The following is a 23,924-nucleotide window of genomic DNA, read 5'->3' as shown; positions in this document are numbered from 1 at the left end:
GACTGTTCGAACGCATTGGGAGTGAGACGATGACGCAAGCCGCTTTCGAGACGCCGATCGATGATACCGGCGAGGCGCTGGCCGGGCCGTGGCGACAGCCGCGGCAGATGCTGCACGCCCAGGTCTACGACTCGCACGCCTCGATCCACGACGACGCCACCGCTCAGAAGCTCGGCTTCAAGGGCGGCACCATCGAGGGCCCGACGCATTTCAGCCAGTTCGCGCCGCTGTGCGAACGGCTGTGGGGCAAGGAGTGGTTCGAAACCGGCTGCATCTCGGCGCATTATCGTAACGCCGCGTTCGAGGGCGAGGACGTTCAGGCGATCGTCGACAAGCCGGTGGCCGGCGCGCGCCATACCACCATCCGCATGGTCAAGCGCGACGGCACCGAAGTGCTGCGCGGTACGGCCTCGGTCGGCCGCGATGCGCCGGCTTCGGCGCTCGATGTCCGGCTCACCGAACTGAAGCCGCTGGCCGACCCGGTGATCCTGCGCGACGTCTCGGTCGGGATGACGACCAAGACCCAGGCGGCGCAGATGGACCATGAGCAGATCATGGGCGAGCTGTATCCATTCTCGCTGGCCCAAAAGCTCGAAGTCATCACCGAGCCGTCGCCGTATTATCGACCGGGAGGCGGTTCGCCGTGGGGCAAGGCAATTATCCCGCTGGAGATGCTGAGCGTGCTGTTCCAGTATCTCAGCAAGCAGGACGGACTGCCGGTGCGCGGACCGGTGGTGGGCCTGTTCGCCGATCAGGAGATCCGGCTGATCCACGGGCCGCTGTTCGTCGGCGAGCCGTATCGGATCGAGCGCAAGGTGGTGGCGCTGTCCGGCAGCAAGCGCACCGAGAGCATGTGGGTGCGCAGCGAAGCCTATGACGCCACCGGCCGGCTGGTTGCGACCATGCTGCTGAATTCGGCGACGCTGAAGGATTCCTACGCGCCTTACGCGCAGGAATACGCCGCGCTGTATCCGGCGGGATAATCCTGCCTATTGGGTCAGGAACAGGCTCGCGGCAATCGCCACCGTGATGATCGCGGTGGCGACCACGCCCGTGGTTTGCAGTGCGCCGAACCGGCGCATCGCGAACGCGAAGGCGATGATGATCACCGAGACGACGATCAGCCCAAGTTTCGCTTCGGTCATGGATCCCTCATGCTCTGACGGGAAATCTTAGCAACAGCCGGGAAACGCAGTTTGTCGGGGCGCAAGCTCCGGTGAATTGTCTTGCGAGTTTGTCGCGGCACAACGTTCGGGTGGGGCTCGCCTCTATCGTCGCGCCATGACCGACGCGATTGCAGCGGGCGGACCCGCTTCGTCCCAAATGGCCGATGCCACGCCAGCCCCCGAGGCGGGCGCGCTCGACTCGCTGCCCGGCCATCTGATGATGTGGGTGCTGATCTTCAGCGAACTCGCGGCCTTCGGCGCGTTGTTGATCGGCTTTCAGGTCGCGCGGGCGCTGCAGCCGGAGGCGTTCGCCGCCGGGCAGGGGCAGCTCGATCCGGCGCTCGCGGCAGCCAACACGCTCTGCCTGGTGTCGAGCGGCTGGTTTGCGGCCAGAGCCAGCGCGGCGGCGCAGCTCGGCGACCGCCGTTCGGTCTGGCGCTGGTGCCTCGGCGCCTGCACGCTCGGCGCCGCCTTCATCGCCATCAAGCTGTTCGAATATGCCGGCGAAATCGGCCGCGGCGCCGATATCGACTCCAGCACGTTCTTCACGCTGTATTTCCTCCTCACCGGATTTCACCTGCTTCACGTCGCGCTCGGCGTGGCGATTCTGATCGCCGTCGCCTGGCGTGCGGATGTTCGCGCGGTCGAGAGCGGCGCATGCTTCTGGCACATGGTCGATCTGGTCTGGCTGGTGATTTTCCCAATCGTCTATCTGGTGCGGTGAGGCCGATGATCAGGCTCGTCCGTCGCTTGGACCGCAGCGCGATCGCGCTGCTGCTGCTCACGATCCTCGGTGTCGTCCTCAGTCGCGGGGCCGCGGCGGCGTTTTTCGGGGGCGCCGTGCTGATGGTGGTCGCCGTGCTGAAGGCACGCCTGGTCGTGCTCGATTATTTCGGGTTTCGTGGTGCGCCGGCGCCATGGCGAGCCGTGCTGTTCGGTTGGATCGCGTTGGTGGCATGCGGCGCGCTGATCTCCCCGGTGGTTCAGGCCTTGCGCTAATCGCTTCGGAAGTTGTGCCAGCACAACGTTGTCGCATCGCGCTCGCTTAGTTTTACCGATGAAGCTGCAGCGCCGCACCTTCGCCTCACCAACATCAAAAGGAATCAAGTGATGGCTGAACGCCTCACCAAGTCAGCCGCGCGCAACGTGTTCTTCGGCGGCTCGGCCTTCTTCTTCGCGATCTTCGTCGGGCTCACCGCCCACAGCCACTATTACATCGCGGCCCGCTCGACCGACGCCTCGACGCTGACCCCCTCGGTCGCCCGCGGCAAGCACGTCTGGGAAAAGAACTCCTGCATCAACTGCCACACCCTGATCGGCGAGGGGGCGTATTTCGCTCCTGAACTCAGCAACGTCTGGGTGCGCTGGGGCGGCGACAAGGATCCGGCCCAGGCCCGCGAGATGCTGAAATCCTGGATGGCGTCGCAGCCGTCCGGCGTGCCCGGCCGGCGGCAGATGCCGCAGTTTCACCTGACCGACCAGGAGGTCAGCGACCTGGCCGATTTCCTGGAATGGACCAGCAAGATCAAGACTCAGCATTGGCCGCCGAACGACGCCGGCTGATCCGACCTTCACGCATCCGCATCAGAAAGACCTCGTGATGAAATATCAAACCCAAAAGGTCGCGTTGCTGTATTTCTACGGCGCGTTGACGTTGTTCCTGGCTCAGGTGTCGTTCGGCGTGCTCGCCGGCACCATCTATGTGTTGCCGAACACGCTGTCCGAGCTGCTGCCCTTCAACATCGTCCGGATGATCCACACCAATGCGCTGATCGTCTGGCTGCTGATGGGGTTCATGGGCTGCGCCTATTATCTGGTGCCCGAAGAGGCAGAGAACGAGCTGTTCAGCCCGCTGCTGGCGAAGCTGCAGTTCTGGATGTTCTTCGGCGCCGCCGGTGCCGCGGTGGTCGGCTATCTGTTCCACTATCACGAAGGGCGGGAATTCCTCGAGCAGCCGTTCGTGATCAAGATCGGGATCGTCGTGGTCTGCCTGATCTTCCTGTTCAACATCACCATGACGGTGCTGAAGGGGCGGAAGACCACCATCACCAACATCCTGCTGTTCGGGCTGTGGGGTGTGGCGATCTTCTTCCTGTTCGCGTTCTACAATCCGGCCAACCTCGCACTCGACAAGATGTACTGGTGGTACGTCGTGCACCTCTGGGTCGAGGGCGTGTGGGAATTGATCATGGCGTCGGTGCTGGCGTTTCTGATGATCAAGCTCAACGGCATCGATCGTGAGGTGGTGGAGAAGTGGCTCTACGTCATCATCGGCCTTGCACTGTTCTCCGGCATTCTCGGCACCGGTCATCACTATTACTGGATCGGAGCGCCGGGATACTGGCAGTGGATCGGTTCGCTGTTCTCGACCCTCGAAGTCGCGCCGTTCTTCACCATGGTGGTGTTCACAGTGCAGATGACCTGGAAGGCCGGCCGCAAGCACGAGAACCGCGCCGCCCTGCTGTGGTCGGTCGGGTGTTCGGTGATGGCGTTCTTCGGCGCCGGCGTGTGGGGCTTCCTGCATACGCTGTCCAGCGTGAACTACTACACCCACGGCACCCAGGTCACCGCGGCGCACGGCCATCTCGCCTTCTTCGGCGCCTATGTGATGCTGAACCTGGCGATGATGACCTACGCGATCCCTCAGCTCCGCGGCCGGGCGCCGTACAATCAGGCGCTGTCGATCGCGAGCTTCTGGCTGATGTGCACGGCGATGAGCGTGATGACCTTCGCGCTGACTTTTGCCGGTGTCATCCAGGTGCATCTGCAGCGCGTGCTCGGCCAGAGCTACATGGAGGTGCAGGACCAGATCGCGTTGTTCTACTGGGTGCGGCTCGGCTCCGGCGTCGCCGTGCTGATCTCGGCGCTGATGTTCGTCTGGGCGATCCTGGTTGTCGGACGCGACAAGCAGGGCGCGCTCACCGGCGCCCTGCAACCGGCCGAATAGGCCGCTGGCGGCCACGGTGATCCGTGGCCGCCGCTTTCCATTCACGGAGATCGCCATGAAGCCCGCTCTGCACGCCATCGATGCGAAGCTGCCCGTTCCACCGCTCTACACGCCCGCCGGCAACGAATGCGCGCTGTTCGAACACGCCTGGAAACGGCGGGTGCCGCTGCTGCTGAAGGGGCCGACCGGCTGCGGCAAGACGCGGTTCGTCGCCCATATGGCGGCGCGGCTGGGCCTGCCGTTGTTCACTGTTTCCTGCCACGACGATCTCACCGCGGCGGATCTGACCGGCCGCTACCTGCTGAAGGGCGGCGAGACGGTGTGGGTCGATGGTCCGCTGACCCGTGCGGTTCGCGAGGGCGGGATCTGTTATCTCGACGAAGTGGTGGAGGCGCGCAAGGACGTCGCGGTGGTGCTGCATCCGCTGGCCGACGATCGCCGCGTGCTGCCGCTGGAGCGCACCGGCGAGGAGCTGCAGGCACCGCCGCACTTCATGCTCGTGGTGTCCTACAACCCTGGCTACCAGAGTCTGCTCAAGGCGCTGAAGCCATCGACCCGGCAGCGCTTTGCCGCCATCGAATTCGGCTTCCTGGCGCCCGAACAGGAAATCGCCGTGGTGGCCGCCGAGAGCGGCCTGCCGAGTGAACGCGTCGCGCCGCTGGTCGCGCTCGCCGGCCGGCTGCGCAAGCTCAGGGGGCATGATCTCGAAGAGGGCGTCTCGACGCGGCTGCTGGTGTATTGCGCCAGCCTGATCAGCGAAGGCCTCTCGGTGCGCGATGCCGTGCTCGCCGGCCTGATCGAACCGCTGACCGACGATGCCGATGTGAAGGCCGCCCTGATCGAAATCGCCGGCGCGGTGATGGGGTGACGTGATCGCTTCGACACGGTCATTCCGGGGCGCCGCGTAGCGGCGAACCCGGAATCTCTCTCGATAACAACCTCGGGATTCCGGGTTCGCGAGCTGCGCTCGCGCCCCGGAATGACACCCTGGGATTTCGCTGGAGCAAACGCCATGCTCGACTTCCTCGAACTCGAAGAAACCGTCGGCCGTGCCTGGCACCGGATGGTCGGGCGTGCCGCGAGCTATCCGGAGCATCCGGAACACGCAGCGACTTTGAACGACTGCCGTGCTACGCTCGGCGTGATCTATCGCGGGCTTGGTGGTGAGACGGCGGTGCAGATCGCCGGTAGCAGCGCGCGCACGTCCGGGCACCGGCTCGGCTGGCGGCAGCGCATCGGGCTCGGCGAAGAGCGGCTGATGCAGCCTGGCCGCGACGACGCCACGCTCTTCTTGCCCGACCGGATCGCGCTGTTCGCTGATGTCGCGCTCAATCGCGCGCTGTATCGCTGGCTGGCGGCCTGGTTCGCGGTGGCGCCGGCCGGCAGCGTGCACGAAGCCGATCCGCTGCGGCGGGACGTGCGGCTGCTGTGGTGCGCGCACGCCACGACCCAGCAGGTGCTCGCGGCCTATCCCGGGCTTCATCGCTCTTATTACCAGCTTGCGGCCGCGACTGCGGCGGCGCGGCCGCGGCGGGCGTTGCCGCGGATGGAGGGCGATCTCGAAGCCGCGATCCAGGCCCTGCTAGGCGCGGAGGTCACGCCGGACCCCGAGCTGTGGCGGATGATCGTGAGCGATGACGAGATCTCGGTTCGGTCGCCGCCGGGCTATCAGCCGTTCCTGCCGTGCCCGTTGTGGGGCGACGTCTGGACCCGCGATGTCGAGGCTCCGGTCCGCGACCCCGACGACACCGACGAGGCGGCGTCAAAGCCGTGTTCGGAGCCGCGACGCAAGGCGGCGAAGCGAAAGGCGGACGATGGGCCGCAGCGCGATCCGCTGGCGCTCAACCGGTTCGAGAAGATCCTGGCGATGGCCGAGATGGTCAATGTCGATCGGCCGACCGACGAGGACGACGACGATCATGCCGACAAGGCGGCCGACGATCTCGATGAAATCACCATCGGCAAATCGGCCAAGAAGCCCGCGAGCAAATTCCGCTTCGATCTCGATCTGCCGCCGCAGGCGATCGAGCACAGCCGGCTCACCGCCGGCAGGCTGTATCCGGAATGGGACTACAAGCGGGGCGCTTACCTTGCGGATCATTGCCGGGTGCTGGCGCAGGAGGCGTCGGAGCAGGGCGAGGCTTGGCAATGCAGTGAGGCGACGCGAACCCTGGTCAAACGGGTGCGGCGTCAATTCGAAGCGTTGCGACCGCGGCACGAGGTGCTGCGGGCGCAAGCCGACGGCCATGATCTCGATCTCGACGCGCTGGTGCGCTCGCGCTGCGAGATCGCCGCTGGCGAGGGCGGCTCCGATCGCTTCCACCTCGCAGCCCGGCCGCAGGCGCGCGACCTCGCGGTGACGCTGTTGGTCGACGTCTCGCTGTCGACCGATGCCTGGATCGACAACCGCCGCGTGCTCGATGTCGAGAAGGAAGCGCTGACCGTGCTGGCCCATGGCATCGAAGCGTGCGGCGATCAGCACAGCATCCTGACCTTCACGTCGCGGCGCCGGGATTGGGTGCGGGTCGAGACCGTGAAGGATTTTGGTGAGAGCATGAGCCCGCAGGTCGAGCGGAGGATCGCGGCGCTCAAGCCGGGCTACTACACACGGATCGGCGCGGCGCTGCGCCATGCCAGTGCTGAACTGTCCCGGCAGCCGCAGCGCAAGAAGCTGCTGCTGGTGCTGACCGACGGCAAGCCGAATGATGTCGATCACTACGAGGGCCGGTTCGCGCTCGAGGACAGTCGCAGGGCGGTGCAGGAAGCGCGCCGCAGCGGCATCGCGGTGTTTGGCGTCACCATCGATGTCGATGCACAGGCGTACTTCCCGACCCTGTTCGGCCGAGCCGGCTATGCCATCGTGGGTCATATCGGACGTTTGCCGGCCGCGCTGCCGGGCATCTACCGCAACCTGATGGGATAACCTGCGGGCCGGCGCGCTATTCCATTTCCTTCATCACCTGCGCGTAAGTCAGCAGCGCGAACATCGCGGTGCCGCCGAGCACATTGCCGATCAGCACCGGGGCGATGAAGCCGCCGAACACTTGCTGCACGCCGGCCGCGCCATCCCACATCAACATGAAGGCCTCGGCGCTGCCGGCGACGATGTGCAGGAAGCCTCCGGCCGAGATCAGCCAGGTCATCACCACGATGATCCAGACCTGGCCGCCTTCCGCGCTCGGTAGCAGCCACACCATCGCGGCGATCAGAAAGCCGGCAGGGATCGCCTTGATGACCGAGGCCGACCAGCCATATGCGAGCACATGGCGACTGATCTCGATCATCTCGTGCTTCAATTCGGGCGAGACAGCAGGTGTGAAGCTGCAGAACGCTGACGCGAACAGCGTCCCGGCGAAATTCGCCGCCAGCACCACCACCCATAGCCGGGCGGCCCGACCGAGATTGTCGCGCGACCAATTTGCCATCACCGGCAGCACGACCGTGATGGTGTTTTCGGTGAAGAGCTGTTGACGGGCCAACACCACGATCAGAAAGCCGATCGAGTAGCCGAGGCTGGTCACCAGCGGTCGCCAGCCGGTCGGGTCGAGATGCTGCTGCAGCACCGCCTGAGCCAGCAGCGAGAAGCTGATCGACAAGCCGGCTGCGAGACCTGACCACCACAGCGACACCACCGGCCGAGCCATCTCGTCTTCGCCGATCCGGCGAACGATCTCGTAGATCACCGGCGCTCGCGGGCTCGATCGCGATTCCACGTCCTCGGCCTCGCGCTTGGAGATCGGCACTTGACTGGCGGGTGTATCCGCCGCGGCCCGATGCGATGGCCGCGAGGTGGGATGGTGATTTGACGATGACGCCATCAATGGCCCTCTGTTCGGACGAGGGCAGGCGCACGGATCGCTTGTTGCCCTCGGGAACCAGGGCAAGCGCGACCGGCGGTTGAAGTTCCAACACGCCCCACGACGTCTCGATGCGGCGTTCGCTCCGAATGCAGGCCCGCGTTGGTCTGCTGTCGTTCGCCGCTGGTGGCGGCGATCGTCAGGCCTGGGCGGCGGCCCAGCTCGGGAACGGATCGGGGAGTTGCTGCCACGCGTCCGGCGTGAACTGCGCCTCTTCACCGAAGAGGCACAGATCGAGCTGGCGGCGCAGCGCCGCTTCGTCCATCTCGCCGGTGCCGATGAACACGATTTCCTGGCGGCGGTCGCCCCACACCGGATCGAAGTACGGCTTCATCGCCTCGTGCCAGTCGGCGTTGCCCGGCCAGCGCGTCTTCGGCACCGCCGACCACCACAGTCCGCGCTTGGAGGTGCGGACCATTGCGCCGGCCTGCGCAATCTCGCCGACATGCTGCGGTCGCGTCGCCAGCCAGAAGAAGCCCTTGGCCCGGATCACGCCCGGCCAGCTCCGGTTGCAGAACGACTGGAAGCGGAGCGGATGAAACGGCCGCCGCGCGCGATACACGAATGAGCGGATACCGTACTCTTCGGTTTCGGGCACATGATCGGCAAAGCCGTTCAGCTCCTTGAACCACAGCGGATGTTGATGCGCGCGCTCGAAATCGAAGAGGCCGGTGTGCAGCACCGACGACAGCGGCACGTCGCCGAAATCCGCTTCGATGATCTTCGCATCCGAATTCAGTGCCCTTACGATCGATCGCGCGGTCTCGCGCCGGCTCGGCGACGTCGCCGACACCTTGTTGAGGACGATGACGTCGGCGAATTCGATCTGCTCGACCAGCAGGTCGACCAGCGTCCGCTCGTCGTCGTCGCCGGCGACTTCGCCGCGATCGCGCAGAAACTCCTGGCTGGCGTAGTTCGCCAAGAGGCTCGCGGTGTCGACCACCGTCACCATGGTGTCCAGCCGGGCGACATCAGAGAGGCTGTCGCCGTTCTCGTCGCGGAATTCGAAGGTGGCCGCGACCGGCAGTGGCTCGGCGATCCCGGTGGATTCGATCACCAGCGCGTCGAACCGGCCGCTCTCGGCCAGCTTGCGGACTTCGACCAGCAGATCCTCGCGCAGCGTGCAGCAGATGCAGCCGTTGGTCATCTCGACCAGCGATTCCTCGGAGCGCGTCAGCCCGCCGTCCTGCCGCACCAGCTCGGCATCGATGTTCACCTCGCTCATATCGTTGACGATCACCGCGATCCGCCGGCCTTCGCGGTTCGACAGCATTCGGTTGAGCAGGGTGGTTTTGCCGGCGCCGAGAAAGCCGGACAGCACGGTGACCGGGAGCAGGGGGTGATACATGGGCAGACGGGCCTTCAGTTGCAGGTATCGGAGGATTGATTAAGCAATGTTATAACATTACATCCAGGCTAGGCAAGCGACCGGGCCCAAGTCCGACTGCAAACCCTTCAATTGGTCGTGTGCTGGCACGGCCCGAGTGGGGGACGCAGCTCCTGATTGCGGCGTCTTGCGCCTCGTGCGCGTCCGCCTGCGCCTACGGCCATTGAGAGGCCGTTGGTTCTGCAGTAAGGCTTGTCGATGGTCGCTTTGCTTCGGCGCGCCTTTCACTGAAGCCTGTTTTCGGCCGCCGGCGCGCCATCCGGCGACGGACATTTTCACGGAACAGTTCAATGCCTGCTTATCGCTCGAGAACGACGACCCACGGCCGCAACATGGCCGGCGCGCGCGGCCTGTGGCGCGCCACCGGTATGAAGGATTCGGATTTCGGCAAGCCGATCATTGCGGTGGTCAACTCGTTCACTCAGTTCGTGCCCGGCCACGTCCATCTCAAGGACCTCGGCCAGCTCGTCGCGCGCGAGATCGAAGCGGCCGGCGGCGTCGCCAAGGAGTTCAACACCATCGCGGTCGACGACGGCATCGCGATGGGCCACGACGGCATGCTGTATTCACTGCCGTCGCGGGAACTGATCGCCGACAGCGTCGAGTACATGGTCAATGCGCATTGCGCCGATGCCATGGTGTGCATCTCCAATTGCGACAAGATCACGCCCGGCATGCTGATGGCGGCGATGCGGCTGAACATTCCGGCGGTGTTCGTCTCCGGTGGCCCGATGGAAGCCGGCAAGGTGGTGCTGAAGGGCAAGACTCACGCGGTCGATCTGATCGACGCGATGGTGGCGGCCGCCGACAGCGCGATGAGCGACGAAGACGTGCAGACGATGGAGCGCTCGGCGTGTCCGACCTGCGGCTCGTGCTCGGGGATGTTCACCGCCAATTCGATGAACTGTCTCACCGAAGCGCTCGGCCTGTCGCTGCCGGGCAACGGCTCGGTGCTCGCCACCCACGCCGATCGCAAGCGTCTGTTCGTCGAGGCCGGCCACACCATCGTCGATCTGGCGCGGCGTTACTACGAGAGTGACGACGCCTCGGTGCTGCCGCGCAACATCGCGAACTTCAAGGCGTTCGAGAATGCGATGACGCTCGACATCGCGATGGGCGGCTCGACCAACACCGTGCTGCATCTGCTCGCCGCGGCGCGCGAGGCCGAACTCGACTTCTCGATGAAGGATATCGACCGGCTGTCGCGCCGGGTGCCGTGCCTCAGCAAGATCGCGCCGTCGGTGTCCGACGTGCACATGGAAGACGTGCATCGCGCCGGCGGCATCATGGCGATCCTCGGTGAGCTCGATCGCGGCGGCCTGCTCGATACCTCCTGCACCACGGTGCATTCCGAAACGCTGGGCGCGGCGCTCGCGCGCTGGGACATCCGCCAGAGCAACAGCGAGAGCGTCCGCACCTTCTTCCGTGCCGCGCCGGGCGGCGTGCCGTCGCAGACCGCGTTCAGCCAGGAGCGCCGCTACGACGAACTCGATCTCGACCGTGAGAAGGGCGTGATCCGCGACGTCGCACATGCGTTCAGCAAGGACGGCGGCCTCGCCGTGCTGTACGGCAACATCGCGCAGGACGGCTGCATCGTGAAGACCGCCGGCGTCGACGCCTCGATCCTGACCTTCTCGGGTCCGGTGAAGGTGTTCGAAAGCCAGGACGACGCGGTGTCGGCGATCCTGACCAACAAGATCGTCGCCGGCGATGTCGTGGTGATCCGCTACGAAGGTCCGCGTGGTGGTCCGGGCATGCAGGAGATGCTGTATCCGACCAGCTACCTGAAATCGAAGGGCCTCGGCAAAGCCTGCGCGCTGATCACCGACGGTCGGTTCTCCGGCGGCACGTCGGGCCTTTCGATCGGCCACGTCTCGCCGGAAGCGGCGGAAGGCGGCCTGATCGGTCTGGTGCGCGACGGCGACCGGATCTCGATCGACATCCCGAACCGCACCATCAGCCTCGACGTCTCCGAGGCCGAACTCGCCAAGCGCGGCGCCGAGGAGCAGGCGCGCGGCGATGCCGCCTGGACGCCGAAGGACCGCCAGCGCAACGTCTCGGCGGCGCTGCAGGCCTACGCGATGCTGACCACCAGCGCCGCCAACGGCGCAGTGCGCGACGTCAAGCGGCGTGGACGGTAAGCCGAACTAAGCCGCCGACTTGCGGCTGGGCAGCTCTGGGGGGATCAACTCAGAGCTGCCCGCTACTGAGCCCAGTACAAGCACTTCCTCATTGTGAGGAGGCGCGAAGCGCCGCCTCGAACCATGTGCCACAGGCATCCGTGGCCTCATCCTTCGAGACGCCCCGGCTGCGCCCTTCGGGCTACGCCGCGGCTCCTCAGGATGGGGACATAGTGCATGATGCTGCGCCCTAGCCCGACCGCCGGAGCGCGGCGAGCGGCTGTTGCCGCTTGTCGCGATACGCGGTGACCGCTTCGCCGAAAGCGAGAAACAGTGCGCGGTTGATCGAATTGACCTGCGGATCGTATTCGGCGTGCCACTGCACGCCGAGCGCGAAGCCGGGCGCATCGGCAATGCGGATCGCCTCGATGGTGCCGTCTTCTGCGACGCCTTCGATCACGACGCGCGGGCCGGGCTCGAGAATGCCCTGGCCGTGCAGCGAATTCACCCGGATCAGATCGCGGCCGAGCAGGCGGGCGAATACGCCGCCTGCTGTGAGCTGGACGTCGTGGCGATCGGCGAACACCACGGTCGGATCGGGATGGATTTCGCCATTCTCCAGCCGCGGCATGCGGTGGTTCATCCGCCCCGGCAGCTCGCGGATCTCCGGGTGCAGTGAGCCGCCATAGGCGACGTTCATCTCCTGGAAGCCGCGGCAGATCCCGAACAGGGGTATGCCGCGCTCGACGCAGGTTCGCACCAGTGCCAGCGCCAGCTCGTCGCGGGGCTGATCATAGGGTTCGTGACGAGGATTCGGCTCGACCTTGAAATGCGTCGGGTGAACGTTGGCGCGGCCGCCGGTCAGCAAAATGCCGTCGACCACGGCCAGCAGATCTTCGATCTCGGTGAATTCGGACGAGGCGCCGAACATCAGCGGCAGAGCCCCGGCAACTTCTGCGACAGCGCGAAGATTGCGCTCTCCCACATGCTGGACCGCATACCGATTCTCGGCGAGATGGGCGTTGCCGATCACGCCGATCACCGTTCTGCCCGCCATCCTGTTCCTCCCCGACAACCCTCGGACCATACAGCCAAATTGGCGAAAATCGAGCCCAACTATACCGCCGGAACTGGTTGTCAGCTCTGCGCTGGCGAACCCGCGGATCAGTCGGTAGAAGCGGGCGCATGTCGGCCGAGCGCTCGTTCGCAAACGGTCGTTGCTGCCCCGTATCTTCACCAGGATCGCCCGTAGCCATGAGCCGCGCGTCATGACGAGTGCCGTTTCAGCCGGGGGCACCCGATGAGTGCAGTTTTGGGTCCCGAGTCGCCGGCGATCTCCGGCAGTGCTTCTGCTTCAGCGGCGCCCGGACCTTGGCGGCTGCCGGCCTCGCTGCGAAACTTCGTCCGCAACCGGGAAATCGGCCTGGTGCTCGTCGCTGTGGTGATCGGCCTGCTCTCCGGTCTGCTGGTGGCGATCATCTGGTACGCGAGCGAGTTGGCTCATGCCGTGCTGTTCGACATCCCGTTCGACACCCGGCTCAGCGCCAACGGCGTGATCTCGTGGCAGCGAACGCTGCTGGTGCCGCTCGGCGGCGCCGTCATCCTGACCATCATCGGGCTGTTCTACGCCGGCCGCTTCAAGGGGCGGCTGGCCGACGCGATCGAGGCCAATGCGCTGTACGGCGGGCGGATGTCGATGCGCGGCAGCCTGCTGATCTCGTTGCAGACCTTGCTGTCGAACGGTTGCGGCGGCTCGGTCGGGCTGGAAGCCGGCTACACCCAGATCTGCGCCGCGCTCAGTTCGCAGATCGGACAGCGCCTCGCCGCCCGACGCGCCGACATGCGGTTGCTGGTCGCCTGCGGTGCCGCGGGTGCGATCAGCGCCGCGTTCACCGCGCCGCTCGCCGGCGCGTTCTTCGCCTTCGAGGTGGTGCTCGGCGCCTACACTTCGGCCAGCCTGGTGCCGGTGATCGCCAGCGCGGTGTCGTCGTGGCTGGTGATGCGCAACCTCGTGCACACCTCGTTCCTGCAGATCCCCGGCGTGCCGACGCCGGCGTCGGTGGAGATGGTTGGGCAGACCGTGCTGATCGGTGTGCTGTGTGCGTTCGTCAGCATCCTGGTGATGCTGGCGGTGGCGTTCTCGGAGCGGGTGTTTCAGCGCATCACCGTGCTGCGCGGCGGGCTGCGGCTGGTGATCGGTGCGGTGCTGCTCGGCGGCTTGGCGCTGCTGACGCCGACCGTGCTCGGCTCAGGCCACGGCGCGATGCAGCTTCTGCTGATGAGCGACCCGACTTGGCTGATGCTGGCGACCACGCTGGTGCTCAAGTCTCTGGCGTCTGCGATTTCGCTCGGCGCCGGCTTTCGCGGCGGTCTGTTCTTTGCCTCACTGATGCTCGGCGCGCTGATCGGGCAACTCTACAGCACGGTGCTGATGCCGTATTTCCCGAACATCGCGTTGCAGCCCGGGACAGCGGCGGTCGCCGGCATGGTGGCGTTCGGCACCGGCGTGATCGGCGCACCGTTCAGCATGATCTGTCTGGCGCTCGAACTGACCGGGGACTTCTGGGTGACGATCGGCGCGGTGGTGGCGGCCTCGACGAGCGCACTGATCGTGCGCGAATTGTTCGGCTACAGTTTCGCGACCTGGCGCTTCCATCTGCGCGGCGAAACGATCCGCGGCCCGCAGGACATCGGCTGGGTCAAGCAGATCAGCGCCGCGACGCTGATGCGCTCGGATTTCGCCTCGGCGCAGGACGATCTGCCGATCTCGACCGCGCAGAAATTGTTTCCGCCGGGCCGCGTCAAACAGATCGTGTTGCGACGGGGCGACGGCAGCTATGGCGGAATCGTCAACTCGGCGGAACTACACGGCCTCACCGACGCCGATCACGATACGCTCGCCACTTTGGCGCAGCAGCGCCATCAGTACCTGCTTCCGAGTGTCACCGTGCGCGACATCCTCGCCACGTTCGATCGCAGCGAAGCGGATGTTCTGGCGGTGGTCGACAGCACTGCGACCAGGCAGGTGATCGGCACCGTCAGCGAGGCGCATGTGCTGCGAACCTATTCGACCGAACTCGAGCGCCGCAATCAGGAAGTGTTCTTCCGCTGACCTGCGCAACCGTCGGTCGGCGCCGATGCTCGCAACTTCGTGACGAAGGTTCCCGCTGCGGGGCCTTGCCCGGTGCTGTGCTTCTCCTAGCTGTAACGAGCGCCCGCGGTTGGGCGCTCTACGGAGAAAATGATGCCGCACCACGATAACGTCGCCCTTTCGGGCGTAATTCAGCATGTCTTCGCCCATCGCTTCACGCTGGAAGCGCAAGGCGAAACCCACCTGGCAGATCTCGGTCCGAAGGGCGCAGAAGCGTTTCCGCTCGAAGCGGGACTGGCCGTGACGCTGGAGGGCGAGCGTCGTCCCTCTGAAATCAAGGTCACGCGGATCGCCGCGAGAGGCCGCGACGCCGTGCTGATTCATCACAAGAAGCCGCACCATCCGCCGGGGCATCATCATCCCGATGTGCCGGCGGATCCGAAGCGTGTGCTCGCGGCGGTCCAGTCCGCCGGCTGGAGCGCGAAGGGCGATCCACAGCGCAAGCCGAAGCATTTCGAGGTGCTGGCGCGGCAGGGCCGCGGTCCGTGGACCGAGCTTCACGTCGATTTCGCCGGCACGATCTACAAGCAGAAATCGCCCGATCCGGCGAAGTGGTCGGTTCACGCGTAGTTGGACGTCGGGGCAGCGCGACGCGCTGCCCCTCTCGTTTGCGAGGAGATCAGCTCGCTTTGGCGAGCCCGGCCATATAGGCGCGCCAGCCACCGAAATGGGTGATATCGCGTGCGCCCTCGAGTGCGGCCGGTTCGACCAGAAAGCCTTTGACCTTCTTGCCGTCTGCCAGAGTGATCGTGCCGATCGACAGCGGCTGGGGGATCGCGGCGACGAAACGGCCGAATGCGGAAGCCGACAGTGTCCAAACCTCGACTGCGATGGCAGCGCCCGAGCCGGCAGCGACCCGCAGCATGCCCGGCTTCGGCGGCACTGTGCCGCTGAGCGCATAGAGTTTGTAATCCGGCGCTGTCGATGTCGCGCAAGCAAGCCGTCCGTCGAGCGCGGTGAGTTCGCCGTTCAGCGCCATGCCGGAGAGATGCGCACCGACCACCGCGATGGCGATCTCGTCGGCGCAGCCGTCGTCCGCGATCGCGGCGAGCGACGGTCGCGGCTTGTCGCTGGCTCCGATCGGCAGCCCGGTATCGGCGTGGAACACCCGGCCGAGACTGGCGAGATCGGCGTCGCGGCCGGCAGGAGCCAGCAGGGTGATGCCGAACGGAATGCCGTCGCTGCGGATCGACGCCGGCAGCGCAAGGCCGCAGAGATCGAGCAGGTTGACGAAGTTGGTGTAGGTGCCGAGCCGGCTGTTCAGCGTGATCGGATCGGCCTGCACCTGTTCGATCGTGTAGGCGGTCGGTGCGGTCGGCAGCACCAGCGCATCAATGCCGGCGAAGCTGCGCTCGGCGATCTTGCGCAGCGCCTGCAGCCGGTAGAGCGCCGCGAAGGTGTCGGCAGCCGATAGCTTGGCGCCGGCGAGCGTGATCTGACGCGTCACCGGATGCACCGCATCCGGCTGCGTGTCGAGCAGCTCACGGATCGTCAGGTAGCGTTCGGCCACCCACGGCCCTTCGTACAGCAGCCGCGCCGTCTCGTAGAGCGGTTCGACATCGATCTCGACCAGCTCCGCGCCGAGCCGCTGCCAGCGCTGCAGCGCTTCGTCGTAGCAGCGCGCCGCGGTGTCGTCGCCGAAGAACTGCAGTTGACCTTTTTGCGGCACGCCGAGCCGCACGCGCTCCGGCATCGCGGTGATCGCAGCCACCGGCCGTTCGCGCGAGAACGTATCTTCGGCGTCCGGCCCCGTCATCACCTGCAGCGCGGTGATCGCGTCATCGGTGGTCAGTGCGAAGATCGAGACGCAGTCGAGCGTGCGGCACGCCGGCACCACACCCGTGGTCGAGATCATTCCGAGGCTCGGCTTCAGCCCGACGATGTTGTTGAGCATCGCCGGCACCCGGCCGGAGCCCGCCGTATCGGTGCCGAGCGACAGCGGCACCAGACCGGCACCGACCGCGACGGCCGAACCGGAGCTCGATCCGCCGGGCACGAGATCGCTGCGCATCGCGTTGCGCGGCACGCCATAGGGCGACCGCACACCGACCAGGCCGGTGGCGAACTGATCGAGATTGGTCTTGCCGATCACGATCGCGCCGGCGGCGCGCAGCTTGGCGACCGCGGCGGCGTCGCGCGCCGGCTGATACGCGAATGCCGGGCAGGCGGCGGTGGTCGGCAGGCCGGCGACATCGATATTGTCCTTCACCGCGACAGGCACGCCGTACAGCGGCAGCGACGGATCGCGTGCCGCCAGCGCGACCGCTTCGGCGATTGCATCGGCCTCGTCCCGCAGGGTGATGAACAGCGCCGGATCCGCATAGGCGCGGATGCGCTGGTAGCACCGCGCGATGGTTTGCGCCGGGGTCGTGGTGCCGGCGCGATGCGCGGCGACGATTTCACTGATGGTTTCGAATTGGCTCATACCGACACCGCGTAGATTTCATATTCGTCACGCACCAGATCGATGTGATGGCGCATGGCCTTGGCTGCGCCATCACGGTCGCCGCGCAGAATCGCGATCACCACGCGGTCGTGCTCGGCGTGCGACTTCGCCAGCCGGCCGAGATTGCGGAACTGGGCCCGCCGGAACGGCTGCACCCGCACCCGTGTCGCCAGCGTGATCTCGGCGATGTAGTCGTTGTGCGCGCCGGCATAGATCGCATTGTGGAAATGTTCGTTGACGTCGTGGAAGCGCTCCGGATTGCCCTGCGAGCTGAGCATCCGCAGCTCCTCGTGGATCGTCTCCAGCGTCCGCCGCTCCAGCGGCGTCATCCGCTCGGCCGCAAAGCTCGCGCACAGCGCTTCGAGTTCGGACATCGCTTCGAACATGCCGGTCAGCCGTTCGAACGACGGCTGCGCCACCACCGCGCCGTAGTGAGGTCGCGACTCGACGAGGCCGCTGGTGACGAGCTGTCGCAGCGCCTCGCGCACCGGCGTGCGTGACACCTTGAAGCGTTGTGCGATCTCGGTTTCATCGAGCGCGGCGCCGGGGCGGAGTGTGCCGCGAACGATCTCGTCCGCGAGTTGATGCCGCAGCTCCTCGGCGCGGGTGATCTTGACCGGCGCCGGTGTGGTCCGAGCCAGCCGCACACCGGGTGTGATCACTCCGGCAGGAATCGGCGATGACTTGCCTCTGCGTGGAATGAGGGCCTTGTCGACACTCATGGCGACGCTCGCGGCTCGTCGATGATGCTGACATGGGCCGCGACGATGCGCCAGCCTTCGGCAAATCGCACCCAGGTCTGCATCTGGCGTCCGACCTTGCCGGGCGCGTTGTCGCGGTAGAACAAGGTCGATGCGACCGCGGTGTCGCGGCCATAGGCGGTGATGATCGTGCGCGCAGTGGTGCGCATCAGGCCGGTCGGGGAGCGCGCGCCGCGGAACGCCTTGATCTCGTCGTAGCCATAGAGGTTCTCGCCGCCGCCGTAGCGCAGCGTGCGCGGGTCGTCGCGGAACAGCTCGTTGAGCGTGGCGACGTCGTTGCCGACGAGCGCGGCCTCGTAGCGGGCGAAGGCTTGGCTGACTTCGGCGACGACTTCGGGCAGATCGATATCCATGGTCAGAAATCCTTCGGTCGCGGCGCGCGGGCGACGCCGGCACGCTCCAGCGCCGCGGCGACGCGCAGCGCGATGTCCTCGCGCCACGGCGCGGCGATGATCTGCACCCCGATCGGCATCGGCGCGAGCGGAATCGGAACGGCCACCACCGGCAGGCCGATGAACGAGATCGGCTGGGTGTGGATGCCGACGTTGGCACGCACCGGCAGTTCGACACCATCGAGCGTGAAGGTGACCTGCCCGAGCTTGGGCGCGACACAGGGCGTTGCCGGGGCGATGATGACGTCGACTTGCTCGAACACTTCGAGCACGCGGGCGCGATACCAGCGCCGGAATTTCTGCGCGCGGTCGACCAGCGGCGCCGGCACCATCGCGCCGGCCAGCAGCCGGTCGCGCACCGCGGGATCGAAGTCATTCGGCTGCCGCCGCAGCCTGTCGAGATGCAGCGAGGCGCCTTCGGTCGTGCTGATCACGTAAGCCGCGGCGCGGGCGCGGGCGGCTTCCGGCAGCTCGACCGAGCGGGTGACGCCGAGCGCCTTCACCACGCGGCCAACGGCCTCCTGCGCTTCCGGAAACACATTGGCCTCGAAGTAACCGCCGGCCTTCGCGATCCGCAGGCCATCGATGCCTTGGGCGAGCAGGCCGGAGACCGGCTCCGGGGCACGCGTGGTACAGGCGGCGTCGCCATCGTCCGGCCCCTGCATCGCGTCGTAGGCCAGTGCCAGATCGGCGGCACTGCGCGCCAGCGGACCAAGGTGATCGAAGCTCGCCACGAATGGGAACGAACCGGTGCGCGGCAGCCGTCCGTAGGTCGGCTTCAGTCCGAAGATGCCGCACAGCGAGGAGGGCACCCGGATCGAGCCGTTGGTATCGGAGCCGAGTGCCAGCGGCACCTCGCCGCCGGCGACCGCAGCGCCCGATCCGCCGGAGGAGCCTCCGGTCATCCGGGTGGGATCGTGCGGATTGCGCGACGGACCGTCGTGAATGTTCTCGCCGGTGAAGTCGTAGGCGTACTCGCCCATGTTGAGCGCGCCGATCAGCACGGCGCCGGCCGCTTCCAGCCGCTTGATCAGCGGTGCATCGTCGGCGGCCGGGCTGCGGTCGCGGTTGATCTTGGAGCCGGCCCGGGTGGCGAGCCCGGCGACGTCGAACAGGTTCTTCACCGCGAACGGCACGCCGACGAGCGGGCCGACGCTTTCGCCGCGCGCGATTGCGGCGTCGATCTCGCGGGCGCGGGCGCGGGCACGCTCGGCAACGACATCGGTGAATGCGTTGAGCGTCGCATCGGCCTTGGCAATGCGCGCGAGCGCGGCCTCGGTGGCGGCGAGCGCAGTGGTGGTCCGGTTCGCCACGGCTGCGGCGGTCTCGGCGGCGGTCATCCAATCGGTGGACATGGCAGGATTGATCTCAGGCACTGAACACGCTCGCAGGTTCGGTCTCGTCGGGCAGCGGAAATTCATCGACCAGCCGTCCCAGCTCCAGCGAGACCTCGAGATTGGCCCGCACGGCCGGCTTCCACGCCGGATCGATCGGCAAGCCAAGCGCAGCAGCAACAGCGTCGATGTAGGAGTCGAGGGTGGTGGGATCACTCAAAGCCATGGTCCTTCAGCAAGCTTGGCATTTAAGTTCGTCATTCCGGGCTCACGCTTCGCGTGCCCCGGAATGACGAGTGGAGGGGGGGCACAGCGATCATCACGTCACCGGCAGCGGCGGATGCGGGATCGCGGTGAGGAGTTCGCGGGTGTAGTCGTGCTTCGGGCTGCCGAGCACCTGCTCGGAGGTTCCCTGCTCGACGATCCGCCCCGAGCGCATCACGACGACGCGGTCGCACAAGAGCCGCACCACGTTGAGGTCGTGCGACACGAACAGGTAGCTCATCCCCAGCGACTGCTTCAGATCTTGCAGCAGGTTCAGCACCACCGCCTGCACCGAGACGTCGAGTGCCGCGGTCGGTTCGTCGAGGATCACCAGCTTGGGCCGCAGCGCGATCGCGCGGGCGATGCCGACGCGCGCCTTCTGGCCGCCGGAGAGCTGATGCGGAAACCGGTCGAGCAGATCGAGCGGCAGGCCGACTTGATCGGCCAGTTCCTCGCAGCGCGCACGCAACGCATCGCGGCCTTTGATCTCGCCGAGCTGCAGGATGGGATCGGCGATCGCGCGCGCCGCGGTGAAGCGCGGATTGAGGCTGTCGGTCGGATCCTGAAACACCATCTGGATCGACTTGCGCAGCGGCAGCCGCGCGAAGCGGTGCGGCAGGATTGTGCCGATCTCCTCGCCATCGAACACAATGCGGCCAGAGGTTTGATCGAGCAGCCGCATCAGCATCATCGAGGTGGTCGACTTGCCGCAGCCGGACTCGCCGACCAGCCCGACGCTTTCGCCATGGCCGATCTGAAAGCTGATGCCGTCGACCGCGCGAAACACCTCCGGCTCCGGCGACGGCCCGCGCGAGAACAGCCGGCTCATCGTCGCAGTCGCCCCCTGGCGCGGATATTCCTTCACCAGCTTTTCGACCAGGAGGAGGGGGGCGGCTGTCTTCGAAGCGTTTGCGTCTTCGCGCGAGCCACTCGCCTCATCGTCACCCCCGGGCTTGACCCGGGGGGCCATCGTCTTCGACGAAGCTTCTCCCGATGTGGGATGGATCGCCGGGTCGAGCCCGGCGATGACGCTTTCACGCGGAGCCCCGCCGCCTTCACCCTCCGTCAGCAGCTCCCGCAGACTCACCCCGAGCCGCGGCGTCGCGCGCATCAGTTTCTTGGTGTAGGGGTGCTGCGGATTGGCGAAGATGTCAGTCGCGGAGGCGGTCTCGACCACGCGGCCCTTCTCCATCACCACCACGCGGTCGCAATAGGCGGCGGCGAGACCGAGGTCGTGGGTGATCAGGATCGTCGACAGGCCGCGGCTCTTGGTCAACTCGACGATCAGGTCCATCACCGCCTTCTGGGTGGTGACGTCGAGGCCGGTGGTCGGCTCGTCGGCGATCAGGAGCTGCGGATTGCAGGCCAGCGCCAGCGCGATCACCACGCGCTGACACATGCCGCCGGAGAGCTGGAACGGATAGGCGTGATAGCGCTCGCGCGGCCGAGCGATCTTCACCGCCTCCAGCGCCGCGATCGCCTTCTCACCGCGATCGGTCGACGTCGATTGCACATGCTGGCGCAGCACGTCTTCGATCTGATCGCCGACCTTGCGGATCGGATTGAGTGCGGCGCGGGGGTTCTGGAAGATCATCGAGATTTCGCGGCCACGCAGGTCACGCATCTCGTGCTCGCTGGCCGCCTTCAGATCCATGCCGCCGAACATCACCGAACCTTCGGCGATCCGCCCGGCGCGGTCGAGGATTCGCATCACGGCGTAGGATGTCACCGACTTGCCGGAGCCGGACTCACCGACGATCGCCAGCGTCTCGCCTTTGCCGACGCTGATATCGATATGCTGCACCGCCTTGACGATGCCGCGCCGGGTGACGAATTCGACCGTGAGGTCACGGACGTCGAGGAGAGGTTGGGTGGTCATGCTTGAATCTCCGCGTGCACGGCGCGCTCCCTCGCCCCGCTCTTGCGGGGAGAGGGGTGGGGTGAGGGGCTGCTGCCTATCAGCGGGCGCAGCGGATGTGAGAGGCGCAGTGCCGGGCTCCTCACCCGGCTCGCAAGGGCGAGCCGACCTCTCCCCGCCAAGAGCGGGGAGAGGTTAGCAGCGGCGGTGGGCAACGATTCGCAAGGCATGCTCACGTCCTCCGCTGCGGATCGAAGATGTCGCGCAGGCCGTCGCCGAGCAGGTTGAAGCAGAACACGGCGATCATCAGCGCGAGGCCGGGGAACAGCGCGATCCACCATTCGCCGGAGACCATGAAACTCGCCCCTTCTGCGACCATGATGCCCCACTCGGCGGTCGGCGGACGGACGCCAAGGCCGATGAACGACAGGCCGGCGGCGTTGAGAATGGCGTAGCCCATCGTCAGCGACATCTGCACGATCATGATCGGCATGATGTTCGGCAGGATGTGCACCAGCAGAATGCGCATCTCGCTGTTGCCGGACAGGCGGGCAGCCATCACGAAGCCGGCCTCGCGGCGCACATTGGCTTCGGCGCGGGCGACGCGGGCATACAGCGGGAAGTTCACGATCGCGGTGGCGATGATGATGTTCTGCACGGTGTTGCCGAGCGCCGCGACGATGCCCATCGCCAGCACGAACAGCGGGAACGCCATGATGGTGTCGGCGATCCGGCCGACGATCCGGTCGGTCCAGCCGCCGAAGTAACCGGCGGCGACGCCGGCGAGGCCGCCCATCAGGAACACCAGCACCACCGAGGCGACGGCGATGAACAGATCGAGACGTGTTGCCACGACGACGCGGCTGAAGATGTCGCGGCCGAGCTGGTCGGTGCCGAACCAATGTGCGGCCGATGGGGCTTTGAGCGCCTGCGCGGTGTCGCTGGCGAGCGGATCGTAGGGGACGATGTACGGCCCGAACAATGCGGCGAACACGATCACTACCAACAGGCCGAAGGCGAAGGCGGTGACGCGGTTGTCACCGAGCACATAGCGGGTGTGCTCGATGGTGTCCCGCAGTGCAGAGCGGCGCGCGGGCTTGGCGCTGGCGGAGGTTTCGCCGATCGGAGGGGCGACGCTGGTCATGGTCATGCTCCTAGCCTTCCAGCCGGACGCGTGGGTCGATCACGCCGTAGAGAATGTCGATTGCCAGATTGAGCAGCACGTACATCACCGCCATGGTGAGCACGAAGCCCTGCACCGGCGCGAAGTCGGACGCGATCAGCGCTTCGACCGCGTAGGAGCCGATGCCGGGCCAGGCGAACACCTTCTCGACCAGCACGTTGGCGCCGAGCAGGAACGAGAACACCATCGACAGCGTGGTGATCACCGGCAGCATCGCGTTGCGGAACGCGTAGGTCATCGTCACCTTGCGCGGCGACAGGCCACTGGCGCGCGCGGTGCGGATGAAGTCCGACGCCAGCACCGCAAGCATCGAGGCGCGGGTCATGCGGGCGATCGGTGCCAGCGAGAAGATCGCTAGCGTTGCCGCGGGGAGCAGAAGCTGACTGAGCGCCGACCGGAAGGTCTCGAAGTCGCGCGCGATCAGGCTGTCGATCAGATAGAAGCCGGTCACATTGGGGGGCGCGCTGTAGAACACATCGAGCCGGCCGAGCGGCGCCGGGGCCCAGCCGAGCTTGAAGTAGAAAACGTAGACCAGCAGCAGGCCGGTGAAGAACACCGGCAGTGACACGCCGGCGGTGGTGGTGACGCGGCAGAGATGGTCGATCCACGAGCCCGGCCGCGTCGCCGCCATGATGCCGAGCGGGATCGCGATCAGAATCGCCAGCGCGAGGCCGAGCAGCGTCAGTTCGGCGGAGGCGGGCAGGCGGTTCTTCAGTTCGGTGACGACGGGCTGGCCGGTGGTCAGCGACTCGCCGAGATCGCCGCGGGCGAGATCGGTGGTGTAGCGGACGAACTGTTCGGGCAGCGATTTGTCGAGGCCGAGCTTGTGCCGGATCTGCTCGATCGCCTCTTTGCTGGCCGCGGGCCCGGCGAAATACGCCGCCGGATCGCCCGGCAGCGCGCGGGTCAGCAGGAAGGTGACGATCACCACGCCGATCAGGCTCGGGATCGCGAACATCAGGCGTTTGCCGATCAGGGTGAGCATTGGATCACAGCCTCACGAACATAGTCATTGCTGAAGTATCAGCGGGCCTGCTCCCCTCCCCCTTGCGGGGAGG

The 23,924-nt window shown here is 66.3% G+C and carries 22 protein-coding genes; 10 read left to right on the top strand and 12 right to left on the bottom strand.

Annotation, left to right across the window (positions count from 1 at the left end):
• Positions 1 to 29: 29 nt before the first annotated feature.
• Positions 30 to 983, top strand: a complete 954-nt coding sequence (locus DY468_RS20305) for a hotdog fold domain-containing protein (RefSeq protein ID WP_164606773.1) — start codon at positions 30 to 32, stop codon at positions 981 to 983.
• A gap of 6 nt (positions 984 to 989) precedes the next feature.
• Here DY468_RS20305 and DY468_RS24670 read toward each other — a convergent pair whose 3' ends face one another.
• Positions 990 to 1,145, bottom strand: coding sequence for a hypothetical protein (locus tag DY468_RS24670; protein WP_012495088.1), 156 nt, complete (start codon positions 1,143 to 1,145; stop codon positions 990 to 992).
• A gap of 178 nt (positions 1,146 to 1,323) precedes the next feature.
• On the opposite strand from DY468_RS24670, the gene DY468_RS20300 reads away from it, so the two are divergent.
• The 6 genes from DY468_RS20300 to DY468_RS20275 all read left to right on the top strand — a co-directional run bounded on the left by DY468_RS20300 (position 1,324) and on the right by DY468_RS20275 (position 7,036).
• The gene (locus DY468_RS20300; protein WP_246701062.1) at positions 1,324 to 1,890 is read left to right on the top strand and encodes a cytochrome c oxidase subunit 3 family protein; all 567 of its coding nucleotides are present in this window, start codon (positions 1,324 to 1,326) and stop codon (positions 1,888 to 1,890) included.
• Between the two features lie 5 nt (positions 1,891 to 1,895).
• Positions 1,896 to 2,165: a cytochrome C oxidase subunit IV family protein gene (locus tag DY468_RS20295; RefSeq protein WP_164606769.1), complete on the top strand. Its 270-nt coding sequence runs from the start codon at positions 1,896 to 1,898 to the stop codon at positions 2,163 to 2,165.
• A 111-nt stretch (positions 2,166 to 2,276) separates the two neighbouring features.
• The gene (locus DY468_RS20290) at positions 2,277 to 2,729 is read left to right on the top strand and encodes a c-type cytochrome (RefSeq protein WP_164606768.1); all 453 of its coding nucleotides are present in this window, start codon (positions 2,277 to 2,279) and stop codon (positions 2,727 to 2,729) included.
• A 37-nt stretch (positions 2,730 to 2,766) separates the two neighbouring features.
• Positions 2,767 to 4,113, top strand: a complete 1,347-nt coding sequence (locus DY468_RS20285; protein ID WP_164606766.1) for a cbb3-type cytochrome c oxidase subunit I — start codon at positions 2,767 to 2,769, stop codon at positions 4,111 to 4,113.
• Positions 4,114 to 4,168: 55 nt separating this feature from the next.
• Positions 4,169 to 4,981, top strand: coding sequence for a CbbQ/NirQ/NorQ/GpvN family protein (locus DY468_RS20280; RefSeq protein ID WP_164606764.1), 813 nt, complete (start codon positions 4,169 to 4,171; stop codon positions 4,979 to 4,981).
• 144 nt (positions 4,982 to 5,125) lie between these two features.
• Entirely contained in the window at positions 5,126 to 7,036 is a 1,911-nt protein-coding gene (locus DY468_RS20275; RefSeq protein WP_164606762.1) for a nitric oxide reductase activation protein NorD, read from the top strand.
• A gap of 16 nt (positions 7,037 to 7,052) precedes the next feature.
• Here the strand turns inward: DY468_RS20275 and DY468_RS20270 are convergent, their stop codons facing one another.
• Together DY468_RS20270 and zigA are read right to left on the bottom strand one after the other, a co-directional pair.
• Positions 7,053 to 7,796, bottom strand: a complete 744-nt coding sequence (locus DY468_RS20270) for a formate/nitrite transporter family protein (RefSeq protein WP_349644310.1) — start codon at positions 7,794 to 7,796, stop codon at positions 7,053 to 7,055.
• Positions 7,797 to 8,109: 313 nt separating this feature from the next.
• Entirely contained in the window at positions 8,110 to 9,318 is a 1,209-nt protein-coding gene (gene zigA / locus DY468_RS20265; RefSeq protein ID WP_164606759.1) for a zinc metallochaperone GTPase ZigA, read from the bottom strand.
• A 329-nt stretch (positions 9,319 to 9,647) separates the two neighbouring features.
• On the opposite strand from zigA, the gene ilvD reads away from it, so the two are divergent.
• Positions 9,648 to 11,498 (top strand): dihydroxy-acid dehydratase, encoded by a 1,851-nt coding sequence (gene ilvD / locus DY468_RS20260; protein ID WP_164606757.1) that lies wholly within the window; start codon positions 9,648 to 9,650, stop codon positions 11,496 to 11,498.
• A 229-nt stretch (positions 11,499 to 11,727) separates the two neighbouring features.
• Here the strand turns inward: ilvD and DY468_RS20255 are convergent, their stop codons facing one another.
• Entirely contained in the window at positions 11,728 to 12,534 is an 807-nt protein-coding gene (locus DY468_RS20255) for a gamma-glutamyl-gamma-aminobutyrate hydrolase family protein (protein ID WP_164606755.1), read from the bottom strand.
• A gap of 243 nt (positions 12,535 to 12,777) precedes the next feature.
• Here DY468_RS20255 and DY468_RS20250 point away from each other — a divergent pair, with 243 nt between their 5' ends.
• Together DY468_RS20250 and DY468_RS20245 are read left to right on the top strand one after the other, a co-directional pair.
• Complete coding sequence (locus DY468_RS20250) at positions 12,778 to 14,589, top strand: chloride channel protein (RefSeq protein ID WP_164606753.1); 1,812 nt, start codon at positions 12,778 to 12,780, stop codon at positions 14,587 to 14,589.
• Between the two features lie 132 nt (positions 14,590 to 14,721).
• Complete coding sequence (locus DY468_RS20245) at positions 14,722 to 15,198, top strand: hypothetical protein (RefSeq protein WP_164606751.1); 477 nt, start codon at positions 14,722 to 14,724, stop codon at positions 15,196 to 15,198.
• Positions 15,199 to 15,247: 49 nt separating this feature from the next.
• Here the strand turns inward: DY468_RS20245 and atzF are convergent, their stop codons facing one another.
• The 8 genes from atzF to DY468_RS20205 all read right to left on the bottom strand — a co-directional run bounded on the left by atzF (position 15,248) and on the right by DY468_RS20205 (position 23,851).
• The gene (atzF, locus tag DY468_RS20240) at positions 15,248 to 17,053 is read right to left on the bottom strand and encodes an allophanate hydrolase (RefSeq protein ID WP_164606749.1); all 1,806 of its coding nucleotides are present in this window, start codon (positions 17,051 to 17,053) and stop codon (positions 15,248 to 15,250) included.
• Positions 17,050 to 17,796: a GntR family transcriptional regulator gene (locus DY468_RS20235; protein ID WP_164606747.1), complete on the bottom strand. Its 747-nt coding sequence runs from the start codon at positions 17,794 to 17,796 to the stop codon at positions 17,050 to 17,052. The genes atzF and DY468_RS20235 overlap by 4 nt, the downstream gene beginning before the upstream one ends.
• Positions 17,793 to 18,188: an oxalurate catabolism protein HpxZ gene (gene hpxZ, locus DY468_RS20230; protein WP_164606745.1), complete on the bottom strand. Its 396-nt coding sequence runs from the start codon at positions 18,186 to 18,188 to the stop codon at positions 17,793 to 17,795. Before hpxZ ends, DY468_RS20235 begins: the two co-directional genes overlap by 4 nt.
• A 2-nt stretch (positions 18,189 to 18,190) precedes the next feature.
• Positions 18,191 to 19,567, bottom strand: coding sequence for an AtzE family amidohydrolase (locus tag DY468_RS20225; protein WP_205512559.1), 1,377 nt, complete (start codon positions 19,565 to 19,567; stop codon positions 18,191 to 18,193).
• Between the two features lie 28 nt (positions 19,568 to 19,595).
• A complete protein-coding gene (locus DY468_RS20220; RefSeq protein WP_502706238.1) occupies positions 19,596 to 19,787 on the bottom strand; it encodes a DUF4089 domain-containing protein in 192 nt (63 codons plus the stop codon).
• Between the two features lie 93 nt (positions 19,788 to 19,880).
• On the bottom strand, positions 19,881 to 21,704 hold the full coding sequence (locus DY468_RS20215) for a dipeptide ABC transporter ATP-binding protein (protein ID WP_164606739.1): 1,824 nt from the start codon (positions 21,702 to 21,704) through the stop codon (positions 19,881 to 19,883).
• Positions 21,705 to 21,915: 211 nt separating this feature from the next.
• Positions 21,916 to 22,827, bottom strand: coding sequence for an ABC transporter permease (locus DY468_RS20210; RefSeq protein ID WP_107346486.1), 912 nt, complete (start codon positions 22,825 to 22,827; stop codon positions 21,916 to 21,918).
• A gap of 10 nt (positions 22,828 to 22,837) precedes the next feature.
• Positions 22,838 to 23,851, bottom strand: a complete 1,014-nt coding sequence (locus DY468_RS20205; protein WP_164606737.1) for an ABC transporter permease — start codon at positions 23,849 to 23,851, stop codon at positions 22,838 to 22,840.
• Between the last annotated feature and the right edge of the window lie 73 nt (positions 23,852 to 23,924).

It is taken from the genome of Rhodopseudomonas sp. BR0M22 (assembly GCF_010907035.1).
Classification (GTDB): domain Bacteria; phylum Pseudomonadota; class Alphaproteobacteria; order Rhizobiales; family Xanthobacteraceae; genus Rhodopseudomonas.
This window is presented reverse-complemented; position numbering and strand designations above follow the sequence as displayed.

Excerpts from the sequence above, each read along its gene's own strand:
- DY468_RS20235 (WP_164606747.1), bottom strand. The coding sequence starts at position 17,796 with ATGAGTGTCGACAAGGCCCTCATTCCACGCAGAGGCAAGTCATCGCCG.
- DY468_RS20220 (WP_502706238.1), bottom strand. The coding sequence starts at position 19,787 with ATGGCTTTGAGTGATCCCACCACCCTCGACTCCTACATCGACGCTGTT.
- DY468_RS24670 (WP_012495088.1), bottom strand. The coding sequence starts at position 1,145 with ATGACCGAAGCGAAACTTGGGCTGATCGTCGTCTCGGTGATCATCATC.
- DY468_RS20305 (WP_164606773.1), top strand. The coding sequence starts at position 30 with ATGACGCAAGCCGCTTTCGAGACGCCGATCGATGATACCGGCGAGGCG.
- DY468_RS20215 (WP_164606739.1), bottom strand. The coding sequence starts at position 21,704 with ATGACCACCCAACCTCTCCTCGACGTCCGTGACCTCACGGTCGAATTC.
- DY468_RS20280 (WP_164606764.1), top strand. The coding sequence starts at position 4,169 with ATGAAGCCCGCTCTGCACGCCATCGATGCGAAGCTGCCCGTTCCACCG.
- zigA (WP_164606759.1), bottom strand. The coding sequence starts at position 9,318 with ATGTATCACCCCCTGCTCCCGGTCACCGTGCTGTCCGGCTTTCTCGGC.
- hpxZ (WP_164606745.1), bottom strand. The coding sequence starts at position 18,188 with ATGGATATCGATCTGCCCGAAGTCGTCGCCGAAGTCAGCCAAGCCTTC.
- DY468_RS20295 (WP_164606769.1), top strand. The coding sequence starts at position 1,896 with ATGATCAGGCTCGTCCGTCGCTTGGACCGCAGCGCGATCGCGCTGCTG.
- DY468_RS20255 (WP_164606755.1), bottom strand. The coding sequence starts at position 12,534 with ATGGCGGGCAGAACGGTGATCGGCGTGATCGGCAACGCCCATCTCGCC.
- DY468_RS20210 (WP_107346486.1), bottom strand. The coding sequence starts at position 22,827 with ATGACCAGCGTCGCCCCTCCGATCGGCGAAACCTCCGCCAGCGCCAAG.
- DY468_RS20285 (WP_164606766.1), top strand. The coding sequence starts at position 2,767 with ATGAAATATCAAACCCAAAAGGTCGCGTTGCTGTATTTCTACGGCGCG.
- DY468_RS20205 (WP_164606737.1), bottom strand. The coding sequence starts at position 23,851 with ATGCTCACCCTGATCGGCAAACGCCTGATGTTCGCGATCCCGAGCCTG.
- DY468_RS20250 (WP_164606753.1), top strand. The coding sequence starts at position 12,778 with ATGAGTGCAGTTTTGGGTCCCGAGTCGCCGGCGATCTCCGGCAGTGCT.
- DY468_RS20275 (WP_164606762.1), top strand. The coding sequence starts at position 5,126 with ATGCTCGACTTCCTCGAACTCGAAGAAACCGTCGGCCGTGCCTGGCAC.
- DY468_RS20290 (WP_164606768.1), top strand. The coding sequence starts at position 2,277 with ATGGCTGAACGCCTCACCAAGTCAGCCGCGCGCAACGTGTTCTTCGGC.
- DY468_RS20245 (WP_164606751.1), top strand. The coding sequence starts at position 14,722 with ATGCCGCACCACGATAACGTCGCCCTTTCGGGCGTAATTCAGCATGTC.
- atzF (WP_164606749.1), bottom strand. The coding sequence starts at position 17,053 with ATGAGCCAATTCGAAACCATCAGTGAAATCGTCGCCGCGCATCGCGCC.
- ilvD (WP_164606757.1), top strand. The coding sequence starts at position 9,648 with ATGCCTGCTTATCGCTCGAGAACGACGACCCACGGCCGCAACATGGCC.
- DY468_RS20300 (WP_246701062.1), top strand. The coding sequence starts at position 1,324 with ATGGCCGATGCCACGCCAGCCCCCGAGGCGGGCGCGCTCGACTCGCTG.
- DY468_RS20225 (WP_205512559.1), bottom strand. The coding sequence starts at position 19,567 with ATGACCGCCGCCGAGACCGCCGCAGCCGTGGCGAACCGGACCACCACT.